The following is a 19,253-nucleotide window of genomic DNA, read 5'->3' as shown; positions in this document are numbered from 1 at the left end:
AGGTTCTGCCGCCCGGGGGCGGCAGGGGTGCCAGGTTGGGTCGGTCGCCGGTCCGCGGGAACGCGCCCGCGGACCGGCGGCGAGTGTCAGTGCGCGATGTCGTCGACGGACGGCGACTCGTTGCGGGACAGGTTGATGCCGAGGTTGGCCGCGGCGCGCTCCAGGTCCTCGTCCTCGCTGTCACGCATCTCGATCGCCGCACCGTCGCTGGAGAGCACCTCCACGTTCAGGCACAGCGACTGGAGCTCCTTCAGCAGCACCTTGAAGGACTCCGGGATGCCCGGCTCGGGGATGTTCTCGCCCTTGACGATCGCCTCGTAGACCTTGACGCGGCCCACCACGTCGTCGGACTTGATGGTGAGCAGCTCCTGCAGCGTGTAGGCGGCGCCGTAGGCCTGCATGGCCCAGCACTCCATCTCACCGAAGCGCTGGCCACCGAACTGCGCCTTACCGCCCAGCGGCTGCTGGGTGATCATCGAGTACGGGCCGGTCGACCGGGCGTGGATCTTGTCGTCCACCAGGTGCGACAGCTTGAGGATGTACATGTACCCGACCGCGACCGGGTACGGGTACGGCTCACCGCTGCGCCCGTCGAACAGCTGGGCCTTGCCGTCGCCGCCGACCAGGCGGTCGCCGTCGCGGTTCGGCTTGGTGGAGGCGAGCAGCCCGGTGATCTCCTCCTCGCGGGCACCGTCGAAGACGGGGCTCGCGGTGTTGGTGCCCGGCTCGACGTCGTAGAGCTCCTCCGGCAGGCGCTTGGCCCACTCGGGGTCGCCCTCGATCTTCCAGCCCTGGGAGGCGATCCACCCGAGGTGCGTCTCCAGCACCTGGCCGATGTTCATCCGTCGCGGAACACCGTGGGTGTTCAGGATGATGTCGACCGGGGTGCCGTCCGGCAGGAACGGCATGTCCTCGACGGGCAGGATCTTGCCGATGACACCCTTGTTGCCGTGACGGCCGGCGAGCTTGTCGCCGTCCTGGATCTTGCGCTTCTGCGCGACGTAGACCCGCACCAGCTGGTTGACGCCCGGGGGCAGCTCGTCGTCGTCCTCGCGGTTGAACACGCGGACGCCGATGACCTTGCCGGTCTCGCCGTGCGGCACCTTCAGCGAGGTGTCGCGGACCTCGCGGGCCTTCTCGCCGAAGATCGCGCGCAGCAGCCGCTCCTCCGGGGTCAGCTCGGTCTCACCCTTCGGGGTGACCTTGCCGACGAGGATGTCGCCGCCCTGGACCTCGGCACCGATGCGGATGATGCCGCGCTCGTCGAGGTCGGCCAGCACGTCGTCGGAGACGTTCGGGATGTCCCGGGTGATCTCCTCGGCGCCGAGCTTGGTGTCGCGGGCGTCGACCTCGTGCTCCTCGATGTGGATCGAGGTGAGCACGTCGTCCTGCACCAGGCGCTGGGACAGGATGATCGCGTCCTCGTAGTTGTGCCCCTCCCACGGCATGATCGCGACGAGCAGGTTCTTGCCCAGCGCCATCTCGCCGTTCTCGGTGCACGGGCCGTCCGCGATGACCTGGCCGGCCTCGACGCGGTCGCCCTCGTTCACGATCGGCTTCTGGTTGATGCAGGTGCCGTGGTTGGACCGCGAGAACTTCTGCATCCGGTACGAGCGGCGGGTGCCGTCGTCGGCCATGATCGTGATGTAGTCGGCGCACAGCTCCTCGACCACACCGGCCTTCTCGGCGGTGATCACGTCACCGGCGTCGACCGCGGCGCGCAGCTCCATGCCGGTGCCGACCAGCGGGGCCTCGCTGCGCAGCAGCGGCACCGCCTGGCGCTGCATGTTCGCACCCATCAGGGCGCGGTTGGCGTCGTCGTGCTCGAGGAACGGGATCATCGCCGTCGCGGCGGAGACCATCTGCCGCGGCGAGACGTCCATGTAGTCGATCTCGGTCGGCGCGAGCAGCTCGACCTCGCCGCCCTTCCGGCGACCCAGGACGCGGTCCTCGGTGAAGTAGCCGTCGTCGTCGATCGGCGCGTTCGCCTGCGCCTTGACGTAGCGGTCCTCCTCGTCCGCGGTCAGGTAGTCGATCTGGTCGGTGACCCGGCCGTCGACGACCTTGCGGTACGGCGTCTCGATGAAGCCGAACGGGTTGACGCGGGCGAAGGTCGCCAGCGAGCCGATCAGACCGATGTTCGGGCCTTCCGGCGTCTCGATCGGGCACATCCGGCCGTAGTGCGAGGGGTGCACGTCACGGACTTCCATGCCCGCGCGCTCACGGGACAGACCGCCCGGGCCGAGCGCGGAGAGCCGGCGCTTGTGCGTCAGGCCCGCGATCGGGTTGGTCTGGTCCATGAACTGGGACAGCTGCGAGGTGCCGAAGAACTCCCGGATCGCCGCCGTGATCGGGCGGATGTTGATCAGGGTCTGCGGCGTGATGGCCTCGACGTCCTGGGTGGTCATCCGCTCGCGGACGACGCGCTCCATGCGGGACAGGCCGACCCGGACCTGGTTCTGGATCAGCTCGCCCACGGTGCGCAGGCGGCGGTTGCCGAAGTGGTCGATGTCGTCGACCTCGACCGGGATGGTCGCACCCTCGCCCTCACCGCGCGCGGGCATCTCGGTCTCGCCGGCGTGCAGGCGGACCAGGTACTCGATCGTGGTGACGATGTCTTCCTCGGTCAGCACGCCGGTCTCGTACGGCAGGTCCAGACCGAGCTTCTTGTTGACCTTGTAGCGCCCCACGCGGGCCAGGTCGTAGCGCTTCTCCTTGAAGAAGAGGTTCTCCAGGAGGGTCTGCGCGCTCTCCTTCGTCGGCGGTTCGCCCGGGCGCAGCTTGCGGTAGATGTCGAGCAGGGCCTCGTCGGTGCCCGCGGTGTGGTCCTTCTCCAGGGTGGCCATCAGGGTCTCGGAGAAGCCGAACCGCTCGCGGATCGCCTCGGCCGACCAGCCCAGCGCCTTGAGCAGCACGGTGACCGGCTGGCGGCGCTTGCGGTCGATGCGGACGCCGACGGTGTCGCGCTTGTCGACGTCGAACTCCAGCCACGCACCGCGGCTGGGGATGATCTTGACGCTGAAGACGTCCTTGTCCGTGGACTTGTCGACCGACTGGTCGAAGTACACACCCGGAGACCGGACGAGCTGGGAGACCACGACACGCTCGGTGCCGTTGATGATGAAGGTGCCCTTGTCCGTCATCATCGGGAAGTCACCCATGAACACCGTCTGGCTCTTGATCTCGCCGGTGGTGTGGTTGGTGAACTCCGCGGTGACGAACAGCGGCGCAGCGTAGGTCATGTCCTTGTCCTTGCACTCCTCGACGGAGGCCTTGACCTCGTCGAAGCGTGGGTCGGAGAAGGACAGCGACATGGATCCGGAGAAGTCTTCGATCGGGGAGATCTCGTTGAGGACCTCCTCGAGACCACCAACCGGAACTTCCTCGCCGGCGTCGACCCGGCGCTGGAACCAGGCTTCGTTACCGACAAGCCATTCGAAGGACTGGATCTGCAGGTCTAGCAGGTTCGGCACGTTCAGTGGTTCGCGGATGTTCGCGAACGAGACCCGCTTGGGTGCCCCAGGGATCCCCGACGTGTAGTTGGTAGCTGCAGAGACCTTGGTCGCGCGGGAGACTGCCAAGATGCGTCCTTCCGGGACTCTGAACTGGCTACAGCCGCGTCATCAAAGCGCGCGTTACGCGAACGCACAGTCCGCTAACACAGCTGTCAAGGGTGCTTGTGGCGCCCGCATCCCATCGTCTCGGTGCACGAGCAGACGGAAAGAGGGCAGCGCAAAGTAGCAGTCTAGCCGGGACCTCGCCAGCTGTCGAGGGGGCCCACCGATGGCGGCCCAGCCCCGCGTTGAGCACCAGAGTGAACCCCAGCGCGCCGCCAGTCAAGAGATCACGCTCCGATCACCCTCGTGGCGCAAAACACGATCACCGCTCGTGACCACCGGGGGCGCCTTCCTCCCTGGTCAGAGCACCCCCTCGCGGTCACCCGCACTGCCCTCGCGCGGCACTCGCCACACCCCTCCGATCGGCTCTTGACAGCGGCCCGGCGGTCCTCCCCGGGCCTCCCGCGCCGCCCCGGGGGTGACGAGCGACTCAACGCGGGGAGCCCGTCGCGCATTCCCGACTGCGCCGAACGGAGTCATTCCGGCCAACCCGCCCTCGGGGACGCACCAGGTGTGCTCACATCGGCACCGGTGGTCACGGTGGTCGTCGTGCCCGTGGGACCGTCTCGGACCGGAGGCCGGCGCGCGCCCGGACACCCGGGGTCGCCGCACCGGCACCCGGAGCGACCGGACTCGCCCGCCGTCACCCCAGGCCCACCGGCACCGATCGCCACCGGCACCGGCCGTCGCGGCCGGGCGCCGACCCGGACCCGGCGCGCCCGACCGGCCGCGGGATCCGCTGCGCGCCCCGCGCCGACCGAGCTGCGACCCTCGTCGCGCGGGCACCGGCAGGGCGCCCCGCGGGGGCGGTCCCGCCCGCCGAGCGCGCCACGGGCGCAGCGCCACCTGGCCGTGAGCGTCGACGACCTCGACCTCACCGCCTCCCGCCGCGCGGGCGAGCGGTGCCGGAGGACGCGATCGGCCGACGGTGCGATCTCGAGTGACGCACGCGGGCTACTCGGCGACTGCGCTCGCCGGTAGCGTGATACGACCCACCGAGTTCCCCGAGCGGTGCCCCGTGAGCGAGCCACAGGAGAACTACCGATGACAGACGATGCAAGCCGCGCGAGCGAGCGGTTCGGCGGGCTGCAGCGTTGGACCGGAGGGCAAGGAGGCCGCGGCGGTACCCGTTCCAGCTGGTTCACCGACGAACACGAGACCACCCCGGAGCCGCAGGCGCCGGAGGCCCACGACCCCCGCCGCAGCGCCGAGCAGCGCTACGCCGACGCGATCGCGGTGATGAACCAGATCGTCGCCACCCTCGACTTCGAGCACCTGCCCTGGGTCACCGAGGTCTTCCGGGCCACCGCCAGCGTGCTGCGGGAGAGCGACCCGGCGCGCGCCGGCGTGCTCAACAACCTCGGCAGCGCGGCCCAGCTGACCCACCTGCGCACCGGTGACCTCGCCGACCTCGAGGACGCCATCGGGTACTACCGCTCGGCGACCACCGCCGCGCACCGGACCGACCGCGACCGCATCCTCTACCAGTGCAACCTGGCGCTGGCGCTGGCCGACCTGGCGGCGAAGACGTCGAGCGCGCCGACCGCGGAGGAGAGCGTGCAGGTCGCGCGCCAGGCCGTCGAGCAGGCCCCGCGCCACGACCAGCGGCGGGCGATGGCGCTGATCAGGCTGGCCAACGCGCTCAAGCTGCACGGCCGGTTGGCCGACTCGCCCGCCTCCGACGACGAGTCCATCGACGTGTTCCGCGAGGCCGCGCGGATCTCCCCGGCCTCCGACGCCGCCACCTCCGAGCTGCTGGTCAGCCTCGGCAGCGCGCTGCTGCGCCGCTACGAGCGCGGCGGCTCGCTGGACGACCTGGACGAGGCCATCAAGCACCTCGGCACCGGTGCCGGGGCGCTCACCGACGGCGACCCCCGCCGCAGCGCGCTCTGCGAGCTGGCGCGCGCCCTGCGGCTGCGGTTCCGGGAGAACGGCGACCTGACCGACCTCAACTCGGCGATCAGCGAGCTGGTCGGCGTGCTCGGCGTGCTCGACACCGGCCACCCGCTGCTCGGCACCACGATCCGGAACCTCACCGCCACCGTCGTCGAGCACGTCGACGCCACCGGTGAGGCCAGCCAGCTGCGCCGGGTGCTGCGCCCGATCGCCCCGGCGGTGCGCGCGATGTCCGCCGACGACACCGAGCGCGCCGTCGCCCTGACCGGCTACGCCACCCTGCTGCGCAGGCACTTCCTGCACGGCGCCGAGGCCAAGGTGCTCGACACCGCGGTCACCGCGGGCGAGGCGGCGGTGGAGGCGGCCGCGCCCGAGGAGCGCGGCGCGGCGCTCAACGCGCTCACCGCGACCTTGATCGAGCGGTTCGAGCACAACGGCGACACCGTCGACCTGGACCGCGCGGCCGACCTGGCGCGGGAGGCCGCCGACAGCGGCCGCGACGCGCAGCGCACCGCGTGGACGCAGCTCGGCGTGGTCGCGGCGCACCGGTTCCGCCAGTCGTCCCGCACGCGCGACGTCGAGACGGCCATCGAGCTGTTCGAGCAGGCGCTCGGCGCCATGCCGGCGGACGCCCCCGAGCGCGCGAGCACCGCGATCCACCAGGGCCGCGCGCTGCAGTCGCTGTACCAGCGCACCGGGCGGCGGCGCTACTACCGGTGGGCGCGCAAGGTGCTCATGTCCGCCGCGGAGCAGCCCAACGCCCCGGCCGACCAGCGGCTGCGGGCCGCCGCCCTGGCCGGGCGGATCGGCGCGCAGGCCGGCCGCTGGTCCGAGGCGCTGGAGTCGTTCTCCCGCGCCGTGGACCTGTTGCCGCTGGTCACCCGGGGCAAGCGGGTCGTGGCCCCGCCCACCGCGCAGCAGCAGTGGGCGTCCATCACCGCCGACGCGGCGGCGGCCGCCCTGGAGGCCGGCGAACCCGAAGTGGCCCTGGAGCTGCTGGAGCACGGGCGCTCGGCGGTCCTGGCGGACTTCCTGCCCAGCGGCGGCGAGCTCGGCGAGCTGCACCGCACCCACCCGGACCTGGCCGACGAGGTGGTCCGGCTCCGCCGGCTGCTGGACCGCCCGGTGACCGAACCGGGGCTGGACCAGTACGACGACCGCGTGCGGCTGGCCCGCGCCTGGGACCAGCTGGTGGCCGAGACCCGCGCGGTGCGGCCCGACCACCTGCAGCGCACCCCGGTCTCGAAGCTCACCGAGGCCGTGCCGGAGGGCTGCGCGGTGGTGATCAACCTCAGCCGCTACCGCTCCGACGCGCTGGTGCTCATCGCCGGCCGCGTGGTCACCGTGCCGCTGCCCGAGGTCACCCCGGAGAACGCGGCCGAGCGCGCCGCGGAGATGCTCGAGGCCGCGCACCGGGACGACCACTCCGTGCTGGTCGACGGCCTGGACTGGACGTGGCGCCGGATCGCCCGGCCGGTCCTGGACCGGATGGGGTACGTCAGCACCCCGGAGCCGGGCGCCCGCTGGCCGCGGATCTGGTGGAGCGCCTTCGGCGCGCCGGCGTTCCTGCCGGTGCACGCCGCCACCGCGCGCACCGGGGAGTCCGCGCTGGACCGGGTCGTCTCCTCCTACACACCGACCCTGGGCTGCCTGCTGCGGGCCATCGAGCGACCGGTCCCGGACTCGGGCGTCCCGCTGGTGGCGGCCGGTTCGGCGGAGCTGGTGGCCCGCGAGCTGCCCCGGCAGAACCAGGTCCTGGCCCAGTACTGGCCGTCCGCGGAGATCGCGGCGGTGGAGTCGGTCAGCGCGGCGGAGGTGCTGCGGATGATCCCGCACCACCCGTGGCTGCACGTCTGCGAACCGAGCTCGCAGTTCCCGACGCAACCGGCGGCGGGCATGCTGCTGGACCGCGAGGCGCCGCAGCGCCCGCTCGGCCTGGTGGACCTCGGCCAGGTCTCGCTGGACGAGGCGGAGTTCTGCTACCTCGGCCAGTGCGCCACGGCGTCGGACGAGCCGTGCGCGGCCGCGGTGTCGCTGCCGGCCGCGCTGGGCTTCGCCGGCTTCACCCACACCATCGGCACGCTGTGGGAGGTCGACGAGGAGAGCGCGGTGGCGGTCCACGCGGACGTCTACGCGGACCTGTTCGGCGACGACTTCGACACCGACCGGGCGGCCTACGCCCTGCACAACGCGGTCCGGCAGCTCCGGGCGCACTACCCGGACGAGCCCTCCCGCTGGTCCCCGCACGTCCACGTCGGGCCGTAGCGGCCGACCCCGGCCGGGGCACCGCGGCCCCGGCCGGAGCGGGGGTCAGCGCAGGGTGATCTGGCTGATCTTCCAGACGTCGCCGTGCTTCTCGGCGCTCACCGAGATCTGCGCCGGGCCCGCGTTCTCGCCGGGGGCGTTGGCGCGCCGCGCGTGCTGGTCGACGAACAGCAGCAGCTCCGCGCGGTCGCCCTGCAGGCGGGTCACCGCCCGGTCCTTCACCGTGGTGGTCACGATCAGCTGCTGCTCCGGCGCCTGCTGCTTCACCACCGCGAACAGCTCCTCGTAGCGCTGCACCGCCGGGCCGGTCAGCAGCTCCCGCGCCGCCGCCTCGGTCTTGCCGGTGTCGTTGAAGTCGTAGGAGAACAGCTTCTCCACCGCCTCGGACACCTGGCCGCTGACCTCGCTGGTCTTCCCGGCCGACACCAGCGCCTCGTTCGCGGCGGGCCCGGTGTAGCGCACGGTGTAGGCCTCGACGCCGAACCACACCGCCAGCCCGGCGAGCACCACGGTGGCCACCCACAGCGGCCACACCGGCCGACGCCCGGTCGCGTCCTCCTCGTCCGACCGCTTCTCGGAGGAGGAGCCGGCGGCGCTCTCCTCCGCGCTCGACGGCGCCTCGGCCTGCTCGGGCTCCGCGGACTCCGCCGTCGTGCCCTCGACGGACCCGCCGTCCTCCGCCGCGGACTCACCACCCTCCGCCACGACGGTCTCCGCACCACGCTCCGGCACCGGGGCCTCCGCCGCGGGCTCGCTGCCCTCCGCCGCGACGGTCTCCGCCCCCTCCTCCGACGTCGGTGCGTCGGCCGCGGGAGCCTCGCTGCGCTCCGGCGCCGCGGCCTCGTCGGCCCGCTCCGGCGGCGTCACCGCGCCCCCGGTGCCGGCCGGCTGCGCGTCGGCGCCTCTGGTCTCGGCGAGCCGCTCCTCCCGGGTCTGCCGGTTGCGCAGGCCCGCGACCTTGGGGCGACGGGTCGGTTGCTTGTTCGGGCGGCGGTTCGTTGGTGGCACAGGGGGACTCCTCGTGTTGCTCGCTCGGTCGGCCGGTCAGCCCACCGGCACCAGGCCGAGCGCGCTGAGCTTCCAGGTGTCTCCTTCGCGGGTCAGCTCGGCCTGGTAGCGGTCCTGCTTGGTGGCCGGCGGCTGCCCCTCGACGGTGACCGTGATCTGGAGCACCGCGATCATCCGCGCCTTCCCAGCCCGTTCGTCGAGCTCCACGATGCCCGAGTCGAGGACGCGGGCCGTGGTGGTGCTGCGCTTCTGCTCGATCTGGGTCGCGTAGTCCTGGCGGCCCTGGCGGATCTCGTCGCGCAGCGGACCGGTGGAGTTGTCCTCCCAGCGCTGCAACCCGCGCTGCACGTCCCGGTAGTCCAGGGTGTTGAAGTTGATGATCGCGTTCTGCCCGTCACGCAGCGCCTGGTCGCGCACCTCCGCGTACGCGACCGACGAGTCGGTGGCGGCCAGGGCCCAGGAGGCCCCCGTGACCAGGCACGCCACCAGGCTCACCGCGAACAGCACCAGGGGGACGATCGGGCGCCGTCGGGTTCCTGCGGTCATGCTCGGGCTCCTTCCCTACTGCCCGGGTGCGTTCTGCGCGCCGCGCACCGACGTGTCGCTGCCCGGGGGTTCCGCGCAGTGCGCGTCGGTGTTGACCGGCACCGGGTCCATCTCGATGCCGTTGCGGCGGTCGGTTCCCTCGTAACCCTCGGTGCAGGGCAACGGGTCGAAGGCGTTGAGCACCAGGCCGAAGTGCGCGGTGCCGTCGCCGGGCACCACGGTACGGCTCACGGTGACCGCGGCCGGGTAGACCACCAGCGCGTGCTCGACGCCGTCGAGGTGCTGGGCGATCAGCTTCGAGGTCGTGGTCAGGTTCGCCAGCAGCGGGGTGAGCTGCTGGTTCTCCCGGATCAGCCCGCTGACCTGCTGCGCGGCGGGCGGCGCCTTCTCGATCACCGCGCGCAGGTCGCCGTCGGAGCGCTCCAGCTGCTCGGACAGCAGCCGCAGGTCGCTGCTGAACGACCGGATCGCCGAGCCCTGCTCGTTCTGCGTGCCGAGCACGGTCTTGCCGTTCTCCAGCAGCTGCACGGTCTGCGGCAGGTGCTGCTGGGCGGTGGCGATGAACTCGCGGCTGGTGTCGACGATCTTCTGCAGGTGCCCGCCGTTGTTCCGGAACGCGGTGCCCAGCTCGCTGACCACGGTGCGCAGCGAGTCCTGCGGCACCGAGTTGGCCAGGCTGTCCAGGTTGGTCATCAGCGTCTCCACCGGCAGCGGGGTGGTGGCCGACTCCTGGGTGATCACCGAACCCTGCTGCAGGTACGGACCGCCGTCCCGCTTGGGCCGCAGGTCCACGTACTGCTCGCCGACCGCGGACCGGTTGGTCACCACGGCCTCGACCTCGCGCGGGATCTTCGGGGCGTTGGGCTCGATGTCCAGCGGGACCTGCACGCCGTTCGCGGTGAGCTGGAGGGTGCCGACCCGGCCGACCGGCACGCCGCGGTAGGTGACCTCGGCGTTCTCGAAGACGCCCCCGGTGTCGGCGAGCTGCAGCGTGACCACGTAGCCCCGGGGGCCGAACAGCCGGTCCAGCCCGGCGTAGCGGGCGCCGGCGAAGCTGACGCCGACCAGGGCGATCACCACGAAGGCGATGATCTGCACGCGGACCCGACGGGTGAGCATCAGCGGCCACCTCCCAGCAAGGAGCCCAGCAGGCCACCGCCGGAGTCCTCCTCGGACTCAGCGGGCGGCTGGGACGTCTCGGTGCCCTCGTCGGGCGGCGACAGCGGCAGCGGCAGGTTCTGCACCGCGTCCGGCAGCGGGAGCAGCGGTTGCCTGCTGCGGCCCAGGTTCTTCAGCACCTCGGTGAGGTTGAGGTTCACGTCGGTGTAGAGGTTGACGTAGTCGCTGTTCTGGATCCCGTCCACCACGTTGTCCGGGAACGGGAAGGTCAGCAGGACCTCCAGCGACTTCGGCAGGTTCTCCCCGGCCGCCGACAGCTGCTGCAGCACCGGGGCGAGCTGGTCGAGGTCGTGCGCCAGGTCGTCGCCGGAGCGGTCGACCACGTCGGTGGCCACCACGGAGAGCCGGTCCAGCGCCTCGAGCATGCCGACCAGCTGGGTGCGCTGCTCGTTGAGCACCCGCAGGCCGGGTTCGAGGTCGCGCAGCGCGGTGTCGATGCTGCCGCGCTGCTCGTTGATCCGGGCGCTGAGCCGGTTGATGCTGTCCAGGGCGCGGGTGATGTCGTCGCGCTGGGCGTCCAGCCCCGACACCAGTTCGTCCAAGTTGGACAGCACGCCGCGCACGTCGGACTCGCGGCCCTCCAGCGCGGCGTTGAGCTCCTTGGTGATGTTCTGGATCTGGGCGACGCCACCGCCGTTGAGCAGCATGGACAGCGCGCCCAGCACCTCTTCGACCTCGGGGTTGCGCCCGGTGTTGGCCCGCTCGATGACGTCGCCGTCGCCGAGCCTGCCGACCGGCTGCTGCGGTTCCGGCGGTCCGGCGAGCTCGACGTACTTCTCGCCGAGGAGGCTGGACTGCCGCAGCCGGGCGGTGGCGTTGGCCGGCAGTTCGACGTCACCGTTGACCAGCACGGTCACCTCGGCGTCCCAGGAACCCGGGGCGAGGCCGATGGTGCTGACCCGGCCGACCGGCACGTCGTTGACCCGCACGCCGGCGTTGGGCACCAGGTCCAGCACGTCGTCGAAGCGCACCTTCACCTCGTACGGGTGGTCGCCGATGTCGGCACCGCCGGGCAGCGGCATGTCGTAGACGCCGCGGGAGCACCCGCCGAGCACGGCCACCGACAGCACCGCGGCGACCCCGACGCGCCACGCCCGGCGCCTCCGGCTCCCCGCACCCCGGTCCGCGAGGTCCGTTGGGGCCGGACGCCCGATGGCCGTGGAAGTCGCGTCGGACCCCGCGGACGAGAGGCGCGTGCGGCGGGTTCGGCGGAGGTTCATCGGGTACCTCCCTGCGGGGACAGCGGGAGCGGGAGCTCCGGCAGCGTGCCGTTCTGGATGGCGTTGAGCGCCTCCGCGGGGGTCGGCAGCTTCACCACGCCGTCGAGCACCGGCTGCAGCGACTGGCAGGCGTCGCTGACCTCCTTCGGCACGTCACCCGGCGCGTGCTGCTCCAGCAGCTTGCACACCGCCACCACGGGCGGTTGGGCCAGTTCGTTGATGGTGATCCTGGTGTCCAGGGTGCCCGAGGCGCCGTTGTACACGTTGGACAGGTTGGACAGCGCCAGCGGGATGTTCACCAGCGACTCGCGGAGCGCTTCCTTCTGCTGCACCAGGGTCTGCGCCACCCCGCTCAGCTGGTCCACGTTGGACTTCACCTGCGCGCGGTTGTCCCGGACGAAGGACTCCACCTTGCCCAGCGCCACCGCGAGCTCGGCCAGCGCCGCGCCCATGTCCTCGCGCTCGCCGGCCAGGATCGAGCTGACCTGCTGCATCTGGTCGTTGAACCGGCGCACCTGGTCGTCGTTGGCGGCCAGCATCGAGGTGAACCGCTGCAGGTTGTCGACGGTGGCGAACAGCTCCTCGCTGTTGCCGGACAGCGTGGTACCGGCCTCGCCGAGGTTGCGGATGGTCTCCGACAGCGCCTGGCCGTTGCCCTGCAGGTTGGCCGCGCCGGTGTTGAGCAGGTCGGTCAGCGCGCCGTCGGCGTTGGCGCCCTGCGGGCCGAGCGTGCTGGCCAGGTCGTTGAGGCTCCGGTAGATCGAGTCCAGCTCGACCGGGGTCGCGGTGCGCTCCTTCGGGATCACCGCGCCGTCCTCGAGCGTCGGCCCGCCGCGGTAGACCGGGGCGAGCTGCACGTAGCGGTCGCTGACCACGCTCGGCGCGACGGCGACCGCGCCCGCGTCCGCGGGCACCTGGACGTCCCGGTCCACGCTCATCACGACGCGGACCACCTGGCCCTGCGGGACGACCTCGTCCACGGTGCCCACCGGGACGCCGAGGACCCGGACGTCACCGCCGGGGTAGATGCCGACGGCCGCGCCGAAGTACGCGGTGACCTTGCGCTCGGTGGCGCCGAAGAACAACCACCAGACGGCGGCGGTGACGGCGAGCACGAGCACCACCGCGATCGACAGCACGCGGGTGAGCGAGGGGCGTGCGCTGGTCATGGCTGGCAGCCCTTCTGGTTGATCGGGCCGACGGCGGGCGGCAGCAGACCGCAGACGTAGCTGTCGAACCACCGGCCGTTGCCCAGGACGTTGGAGAACAGGCGGGTGAACGGCGCGAACATCTCCAAGCTGCGGTCCAGGTTGTCCTGGTTGCGCTGGAGCAGCTTGGTGACCCGGTCCAGCTGTTGCAGGGCCGGGCCGATCTGCGCGGCGTTGTCGTCGACCAGACCGCTCAGCTGCTGGGACAGCTGGCGGGTGCCGTCCAGCAGCGAGCTGATCGAGTCCCGCCGCGCGCGGACCTCCTGCAGCAGGAGGTTGCCGTCGGCGAGCAGCTTCTCGAAGTCCTCGTTGCGGTCGGCGATGGTCCGCGACACCTGCGCGGTGTTGTTCAGCAACTGCTCCAGCTGCTCGTCCCGGGAGGAGATGGTCTGCGACAGCCGGGACAGGCCGTCCAGCGCACCACCGACCTCGTCCGGCGTGCCGGAGAAGGTCTCCGACATCGCGCGGAAGCTCTGCGCCAGCTGCTCGGTGTCGATCTTGTCCACAGTGGTCGACAGGTCGCTGAACGCCTCGATCACGTCGTAGGGCGACATGGTGCGCTGCAACGGGATCGGCTCGTCCGGGTCGAGCTCCTGGCCGCCCTGCGGGTCCAGCGCCAGGTACTTCTGGCCGAGCAGCGTCTTGATCCGGATCGCCGCGGTGGTGTGGTCGCCGATCCAGGCGTCGTTGACCCGGAAGCTGACCAGCACGTGGTCGCCCTCCAGCTCGACGTCGGAGACCGTGCCCACCTTCACGCCGGCGATGCGCACCTCGTTGTCCGGCCGCAGCCCGGCCGCCTCGCTGAACTGCGCGGTGTAGGTCGTGCCGCCGACCAGCGGCAGCCGCTCGAAGTTCAGCGCGAGCAGGAACAGCAGCACCAGCACCAGCAAGCCACCGATGCCGATCTTGAGCGGGTCGCGGTTGGAGAAGGCTGTCATGGCTGGCACCTCGGCTGGTTGACCGGCACCAGCGGCAGCGGCAGGTTCAGCTCACCGACGCCCACGGTCCCGGTCATCTTGCAGTTGAAGAAGTTGAACCAGGAGCCGTGCGACGCGGTCCGGGTGAGCATCTCCACCTTCCCCGGCAGGTTCTGCAGCCACCGGTCGACGAGCTCCTCGTTGTCGTTGAGGTTCTTCGACAGCGTGCCCAGCCCGGCGATGTCCTGCTGCAGCCCCGGGCGGGCTTCGGTGAGCAGCCCGGCGGTGCTGTTGGTCAGCCCGTCCATCGCGGTGATCGCGTCACCGATGGAGTCGCGGTCCTCGGACAGCCCGGAGACCACCTGCCGCAGCTGGCCGATCAGCTCGGACAGCTGCTGGTCGCGGGCGTTGACCGTGTCCAGCACCCCGTTCAGGTTGTCCACCACCTGCCCGATCACCTCGTCGCGGGAGGCGATCGTGGAGGTCAGCGAGGCGGTGTGGGCCAGCAGGCTCTCCACCGTGCCGCCCTCGCCCTGCAGCACCTGGATGATCTCGAAGGACAGCTTGTTGACGTCCTCCGGCGACAGCGCCTGGAACAGCGGCTTGAAGCCGCCCAGCAGCACGGTGAGGTCCAGCGCGGGCTTGGTGCGCTCCAGCGGGATCGTCGCCCCGGGCGGCAGCACGCCCGTGTCGCCCGGCCCCGGCTCCAGCGCGATGTAGCGCTGACCGACCAGGTTCCGGTACTTGATGGTGGCGGTCACGGTGGCCGGCAGCGGCCGGTCGGCGACGTTGAACCGCACCTCGGCCACCCGCCGGTCGACCAGGTCGATGCTCTCCACCTCGCCGACCTTCACGCCGGAGATGCGCACCTCGTCGCCCTCGTTGAGGGCGGTGACGTCGGTGAACCGCGCGGTGTAGGACTCCGCCGAACGCAGGTCCCGGTTGGCGATGGTCAGCACCAGCACCCCGGTGGTCAGCACGGTGACCAGCACGAAGATGCCGAACTTGACCAGCGGTCCGGTGATGCTCCGGCCGTTCATCGGTAGCTCACCTCCGCCCCGCGCAGCACCGGGCCGACCAGCAGCGAGCCCCAGTCGGGCAGGTCGGCGGCGTCCCGGCCGACCGCCGGGGCCAGCAGCACCGACACCATGTCGCGCTCGGCCGGGGAGTTCACCCACTGCGACGTGGTGCTGGCGAGCTCGTCGTCACCGCCCTGCAGCCGGTCAAGGGCCTCGTCGACCTGGCGGGACGGCGCGGGCGGCACCGAACCGTCGTCGAACGGCCCGTCCGGCGGGTACTCGGGGATGGGGTCGGGCAGCGGCAGGTCGTTGTAGCAGCGCGGCCCGCGCTTGTCGTTGAACTCCGGCTCGTCCTGGTTCGGGCGGTACTTCCCGCGGTGCGGCACGACCTCCAGCGTGATGTGCAGGCCGGGCTCGTCGGTGCCCTCGCCGAACACCTTCCGGATGCGCGGCACGTACGCCGCCATCTCGTCCAGGAAGCACTTGTACTGCGGGGCGTACTTGGCCAGCACGTCCAGCGTGGGCCGCTGCGCCTCGGCGAGCTGGATGAGGTTCTGCCCGTTGTCCTGGAAGAACGTCGTGGCGTCCCCGGCGGTGGTGGTCAGCTGGGAGGTCAGCGTCTGCAGGTTCTCCTTCTGCGCCACCAGGGTCCGCGCCGTGGTGCTGAAGTTGTCCAGCGCCTCCAGCACGTCCGGCGCGGCCTCCTCGTAGGTCTCGGCGACGCCGACCAGTTCCTTGAGGTTGCGCTGCAGGTCCGGCACCGACGGGTTGAGGCCGTCCAGGTAGGTGTTGAGCTGCGACAGCGTCTCGCCCAGCTGCTCGCCGCGCCCGGACAGCGCCTGGTCGAGCGCGTTGAGCGTGACCGCGAGGTCGTCGGGGTGCACCGCCTGCAGCACCGGCATGGTGTCGGACAGCACCTTCTCCAGCTCGATGCCCGCGGTGGTGCGGTCCTGCTCGATGACGTCACCGGCGGCCAGCGTGGTGGTGGCGGCCTGCTCGGGCAGTTCCAGCGAGACGTAGCGCTCGCCGAACAACGTCCGGGGCAGCAGCCGGGCCGAGACGTTGGACGGCAGGTGCTGCACCTTGTCCGGGTCCAGCGCCAGCTCCAGCTCGGCACCGTCCCCTGTGGACTTCACGTCCACCACGCGGCCGACGACCATGCCGCGCACCTTGACGTCGGACTCGGGCAGCAGCTGGTTGCCGGTGGCGGCGGCCTTGAGCACCACCCGCACGCTGGAGCTGAAGGCCTTCTCGTAGATCGCCACGCACAGCGTCACGAACAGCACCATGCACAGCAGGAACGCCAGCCCCAGGGCCCGGCGCCGCAACGTCGTCATCGCACCTCGGGTACTCATCCGGTGATCCGAACCGTCGTAGTCGTGCCCCAGATCGCGAGGCTGAGGAAGAAGTCCAGCAGCGCCGTGGTGACGATGGCGGTGCGCACCGCGCGCCCCACCGCGACGCCGACGCCGGCCGGGCCGCCCTTGGCCCGGTAGCCGTAGAAGCAGTGCGTCATGATCACCACGACGCTGAACACGAGCACCTTCCCGAAGGACCACAGCACGTCCTCGGGCGGCAGGAACAGGTTGAAGTAGTGGTCGTAGGTGCCCGCTGACTGGCCGTAGACGTAGACCGTGACGCCGCGCGCGGCCACGTACGAGGTGAGCAGGCCCAGCACGTACAGCGGGATCACCGCGATGAACCCGGCGACCACCCGCGTGGTCACCAGGTAGGGCAGGCTCGGCACGCCCATCACCTCGAGCGCGTCGATCTCGTCGGAGATCCGCATCGCGCCGAGCTGGGCGGTGAAGCCGGAACCGACCGTCGCCGACAGCGCCAGCCCGGCGACCAGCGGCGCGATCTCCCGCGTGTTGAAGTAGGCCGAGATGAAGCCGGCGAACGCCGAGGTGCCCAGCTGGTCCAAGGCGGCGAAGCCCTGCAGGCCCACCACCGTGCCGGTGAACAGGGTCAGCCCGATCATCACGCCGACCGTGCCACCGATGACCGCCAGCGCACCGCTGCCGAAGCTCACCTCGGCCAGCAGCCGCAGCGTCTCCTTCGTGTAGCGCGTGACAGCGCGCGGGACCCACACCAGCGACCGCACGTAGAACGACAGCTGGTCGCCCAGGTCGTCCAACAGCTCCAACGGCCGCCGAGCCGCGCGCTTGGCGCGCTGCGAGATCGTCACCATGTCATTTCTCCCGGCGGACCGGTCACATGCCCTTGGGTGGCACGAGTTGCAAGTAGACAGTGGTCAGCACGAAGTTCACCGCGAACAGCAGCAGGAACGTGATCACCACGGACTGGTTCACGGCGTCCCCGACGCCCTTCGGGCCGGGCGGCGGGTGCAGCCCGCGGTAGGCCGCCACGACCCCGGCCAGGAAGCCGAAGATCAGCGCCTTCAGCTCACCGATCCACAGGTCGGGCAGCTGCGCGAGCGCGTTGAAGCTCGCCATGTAGGCGCCGGGCGTGCCGCCCTGCATGATCACGTTGAAGGTGTAGCCGCCCAGCACGCCGACCACGCTGACCATGCCGTTGAGCAGCACGGCCACCAGCATCGCGGCCAGCACCCGCGGCACCACGAGCCGCTGGATGGGCGAGATGCCCAGCACCTCCATCGCGTCGATCTCGTCGCGGATCTTCCGCGAGCCCAGGTCGGCGCAGATCGCCGAACCGCCCGCGCCGGCGATGAGCAGCGCGGTCACGATCGGGCTGGCCTGCTGGATGATCGCCAGCACGCTGGCCGCGCCGGTGAACGACTGGGCCCCGATCTGGCGGGTCAGCGAACCGAGCTGGAGCGCGATCACCGCACCGAACGGGATGGACACCAGCGCGGTCGGCAGGATCGTCACGCTGGCGATGAACCAGCACTGCTGGATGAACTCGCGGACCTGGAACGGGCGCTTCGGCAGCGACCGCATGACGTCCAGCCCGAGCGCGAACAGCCGCCCGGTCTGACGCAACCCCGCCGCACCCGGGAACCGCACCTGCGACGGAGAGCTCACCGCTCACCTCGCTTGCGGCCGAACCACCGGCGGCGGGCCGGTTCCACCGGCTCGGTCGCCTGCTCCTGCGCGCCCGCCCACGGCGGCGCCTCCGGGTCCCGCGGGTGCGGGGACGGGCGCGGCTGCCGCGGCACGTCGGCGACCTCGGACTGCGGCAGCGGCGCCGGGGCCGGGGCGGGGGCCGCCGGGGCCTGCGGTGCCGGTTCGGTCTGCTGCGGCCACGCGCCGGTCGCCGGGGCGGAGATGCCGTACAGCGCCAGCTCCTCCGGGGTCAGCGTCTTGATGATCTCCTGCTGCGCCGACGGGGACAGCGTGCGCAGCTGCCGCAGCACCCGCTCCTTGCGGCGGCGCACCGCGGTCCGCTCCGGCATCCCGGGCGAGACGTCCAGCTGCGGCACCATCGGCGGCACCGAGATCTGGCTCAGCCGCTCCAGCTCGTCCGCGCCGGTGTCCTTCTCCTCGGTCATGCCGATCGGCCCGTCCGGACGGCCGTTGAGGAACTGCACCACCACCGGCTCCGGCGAGGTGAGCAGCACCTCGCGCGGGCCGAACATGACCAGGTTGCGGCGGTAGAGCATGCCGATGTTGTCCGGCACGGTGCGGGCGGTGTTGATGTCGTGGGTGACGATGAGGATCGTCGCGTCGATCTGCGCGTTGAGGTCGACGATCACCTGGTTCAGCAGCACGGTGCGCACCGGGTCCAGACCCGAGTCCGGCTCGTCGACGAGGATGATCTCCGGGTCCAGCACCAGCGCGCGGGCCAGCCCGGCGCGCTTGCGCATACCACCGGAGATCTCGCCGGGGAGCTTCTCCTCGGCGCCGATCAGGCCGACCATCTCCATCTTCTCGAGCACCAGCCGCCGGATCTCGGACTCGCTCTTGCGGGTGTGCTCGCGCAGCGGGAAGGCGATGTTGTCGAACAGGTTCATCGAGCCGAACAGCGCGCCGTCCTGGAACAGCACGCCGAACAGCTTGCGGACCTCGTAGAGCTCCTTCTCCGAGCAGCTGCAGATGTCGACGCCGTTGATGACGATCTTGCCCTGCTCCGGCTTGAGCAGACCCACCAACGACTTCAGGAACACCGACTTCCCGGTCCCGGAAGGCCCCAGCAGCACGCTGATCTCGCCGGGCGGAAGCGTGAGCGAGACATCCCGCCAGATGGTCTGCGCGCCGAAGGACTTCGACAGCCCGTCGACGACCACCTCGACGCCCATCCGCACCTCCGCGTCCTCGAATTCGATCCCCGTCGGACCACCCGAAGAGGCAGCCTGACACATGTGACGCGCACAACGACAGTCATCAGCGTCACACCTGTGCAACGAGCCCGACGCGAATGGGTTACTCGCCAGTTCTGCAAAAGTCCCGAGAATCGG

13 protein-coding genes are annotated in these 19,253 nt (G+C 71.1%); 1 reads left to right on the top strand and 12 read right to left on the bottom strand.

Annotated features, from left to right (window positions below; genetic code table 11):
• Window positions 1-86: 86 nt before the first annotated feature.
• The gene (gene rpoB, locus HNR68_RS05610) at window positions 87-3,581 is read right to left on the bottom strand and encodes a DNA-directed RNA polymerase subunit beta (RefSeq protein WP_179718318.1); all 3,495 of its coding nucleotides are present in this window, start codon (window positions 3,579-3,581) and stop codon (window positions 87-89) included.
• 1,080 nt (window positions 3,582-4,661) lie between these two features.
• Here rpoB and HNR68_RS05605 point away from each other — a divergent pair.
• On the top strand, window positions 4,662-7,778 hold the full coding sequence (locus tag HNR68_RS05605; protein WP_179718316.1) for a CHAT domain-containing protein: 3,117 nt from the start codon (window positions 4,662-4,664) through the stop codon (window positions 7,776-7,778).
• 45 nt (window positions 7,779-7,823) lie between these two features.
• Here the strand turns inward: HNR68_RS05605 and HNR68_RS05600 are convergent, their stop codons facing one another.
• From HNR68_RS05600 to HNR68_RS05550, 11 genes are all read right to left on the bottom strand, one after another.
• Complete coding sequence (locus HNR68_RS05600; RefSeq protein ID WP_179718314.1) at window positions 7,824-8,786, bottom strand: hypothetical protein; 963 nt, start codon at window positions 8,784-8,786, stop codon at window positions 7,824-7,826.
• A 36-nt stretch (window positions 8,787-8,822) separates the two neighbouring features.
• Complete coding sequence (locus tag HNR68_RS05595; protein ID WP_179718313.1) at window positions 8,823-9,332, bottom strand: nuclear transport factor 2 family protein; 510 nt, start codon at window positions 9,330-9,332, stop codon at window positions 8,823-8,825.
• 15 nt (window positions 9,333-9,347) lie between these two features.
• The gene (locus HNR68_RS05590) at window positions 9,348-10,451 is read right to left on the bottom strand and encodes an MCE family protein (protein ID WP_179718311.1); all 1,104 of its coding nucleotides are present in this window, start codon (window positions 10,449-10,451) and stop codon (window positions 9,348-9,350) included.
• A complete protein-coding gene (locus HNR68_RS05585; RefSeq protein WP_343049957.1) occupies window positions 10,451-11,581 on the bottom strand; it encodes an MCE family protein in 1,131 nt (376 codons plus the stop codon). The genes HNR68_RS05590 and HNR68_RS05585 overlap by 1 nt, the downstream gene beginning before the upstream one ends.
• 146 nt (window positions 11,582-11,727) lie before the next feature.
• Window positions 11,728-12,900, bottom strand: a complete 1,173-nt coding sequence (locus HNR68_RS05580) for an MCE family protein (protein WP_179718307.1) — start codon at window positions 12,898-12,900, stop codon at window positions 11,728-11,730.
• A complete protein-coding gene (locus HNR68_RS05575) occupies window positions 12,897-13,877 on the bottom strand; it encodes an MCE family protein (protein ID WP_179718305.1) in 981 nt (326 codons plus the stop codon). Before HNR68_RS05575 ends, HNR68_RS05580 begins: the two co-directional genes overlap by 4 nt.
• Window positions 13,874-14,896: an MCE family protein gene (locus HNR68_RS05570; RefSeq protein ID WP_179718303.1), complete on the bottom strand. Its 1,023-nt coding sequence runs from the start codon at window positions 14,894-14,896 to the stop codon at window positions 13,874-13,876. Before HNR68_RS05570 ends, HNR68_RS05575 begins: the two co-directional genes overlap by 4 nt.
• Window positions 14,893-16,212, bottom strand: coding sequence for an MCE family protein (locus HNR68_RS05565; protein ID WP_246330396.1), 1,320 nt, complete (start codon window positions 16,210-16,212; stop codon window positions 14,893-14,895). Before HNR68_RS05565 ends, HNR68_RS05570 begins: the two co-directional genes overlap by 4 nt.
• A gap of 14 nt (window positions 16,213-16,226) precedes the next feature.
• Window positions 16,227-17,066 carry an MlaE family ABC transporter permease gene (locus HNR68_RS05560; RefSeq protein ID WP_179718299.1) on the bottom strand — a complete coding sequence of 280 codons (840 nt, stop codon included), beginning with the start codon at window positions 17,064-17,066 and terminating at the stop codon, window positions 16,227-16,229.
• Window positions 17,067-17,088: 22 nt separating this feature from the next.
• Window positions 17,089-17,880 carry an ABC transporter permease gene (locus tag HNR68_RS05555; protein WP_179718297.1) on the bottom strand — a complete coding sequence of 264 codons (792 nt, stop codon included), beginning with the start codon at window positions 17,878-17,880 and terminating at the stop codon, window positions 17,089-17,091.
• Window positions 17,877-19,094 (bottom strand): ABC transporter ATP-binding protein, encoded by a 1,218-nt coding sequence (locus tag HNR68_RS05550; RefSeq protein WP_179718295.1) that lies wholly within the window; start codon window positions 19,092-19,094, stop codon window positions 17,877-17,879. Before HNR68_RS05550 ends, HNR68_RS05555 begins: the two co-directional genes overlap by 4 nt.
• Window positions 19,095-19,253 lie beyond the last annotated feature (159 nt).

The organism is Saccharopolyspora hordei, from assembly GCF_013410345.1.
Taxonomy (GTDB): Bacteria; Actinomycetota; Actinomycetes; order Mycobacteriales; family Pseudonocardiaceae; genus Saccharopolyspora; species Saccharopolyspora hordei.
Note: the sequence above shows the minus strand (reverse complement) of the source record. Positions and strands in the feature narration are given on the sequence as shown.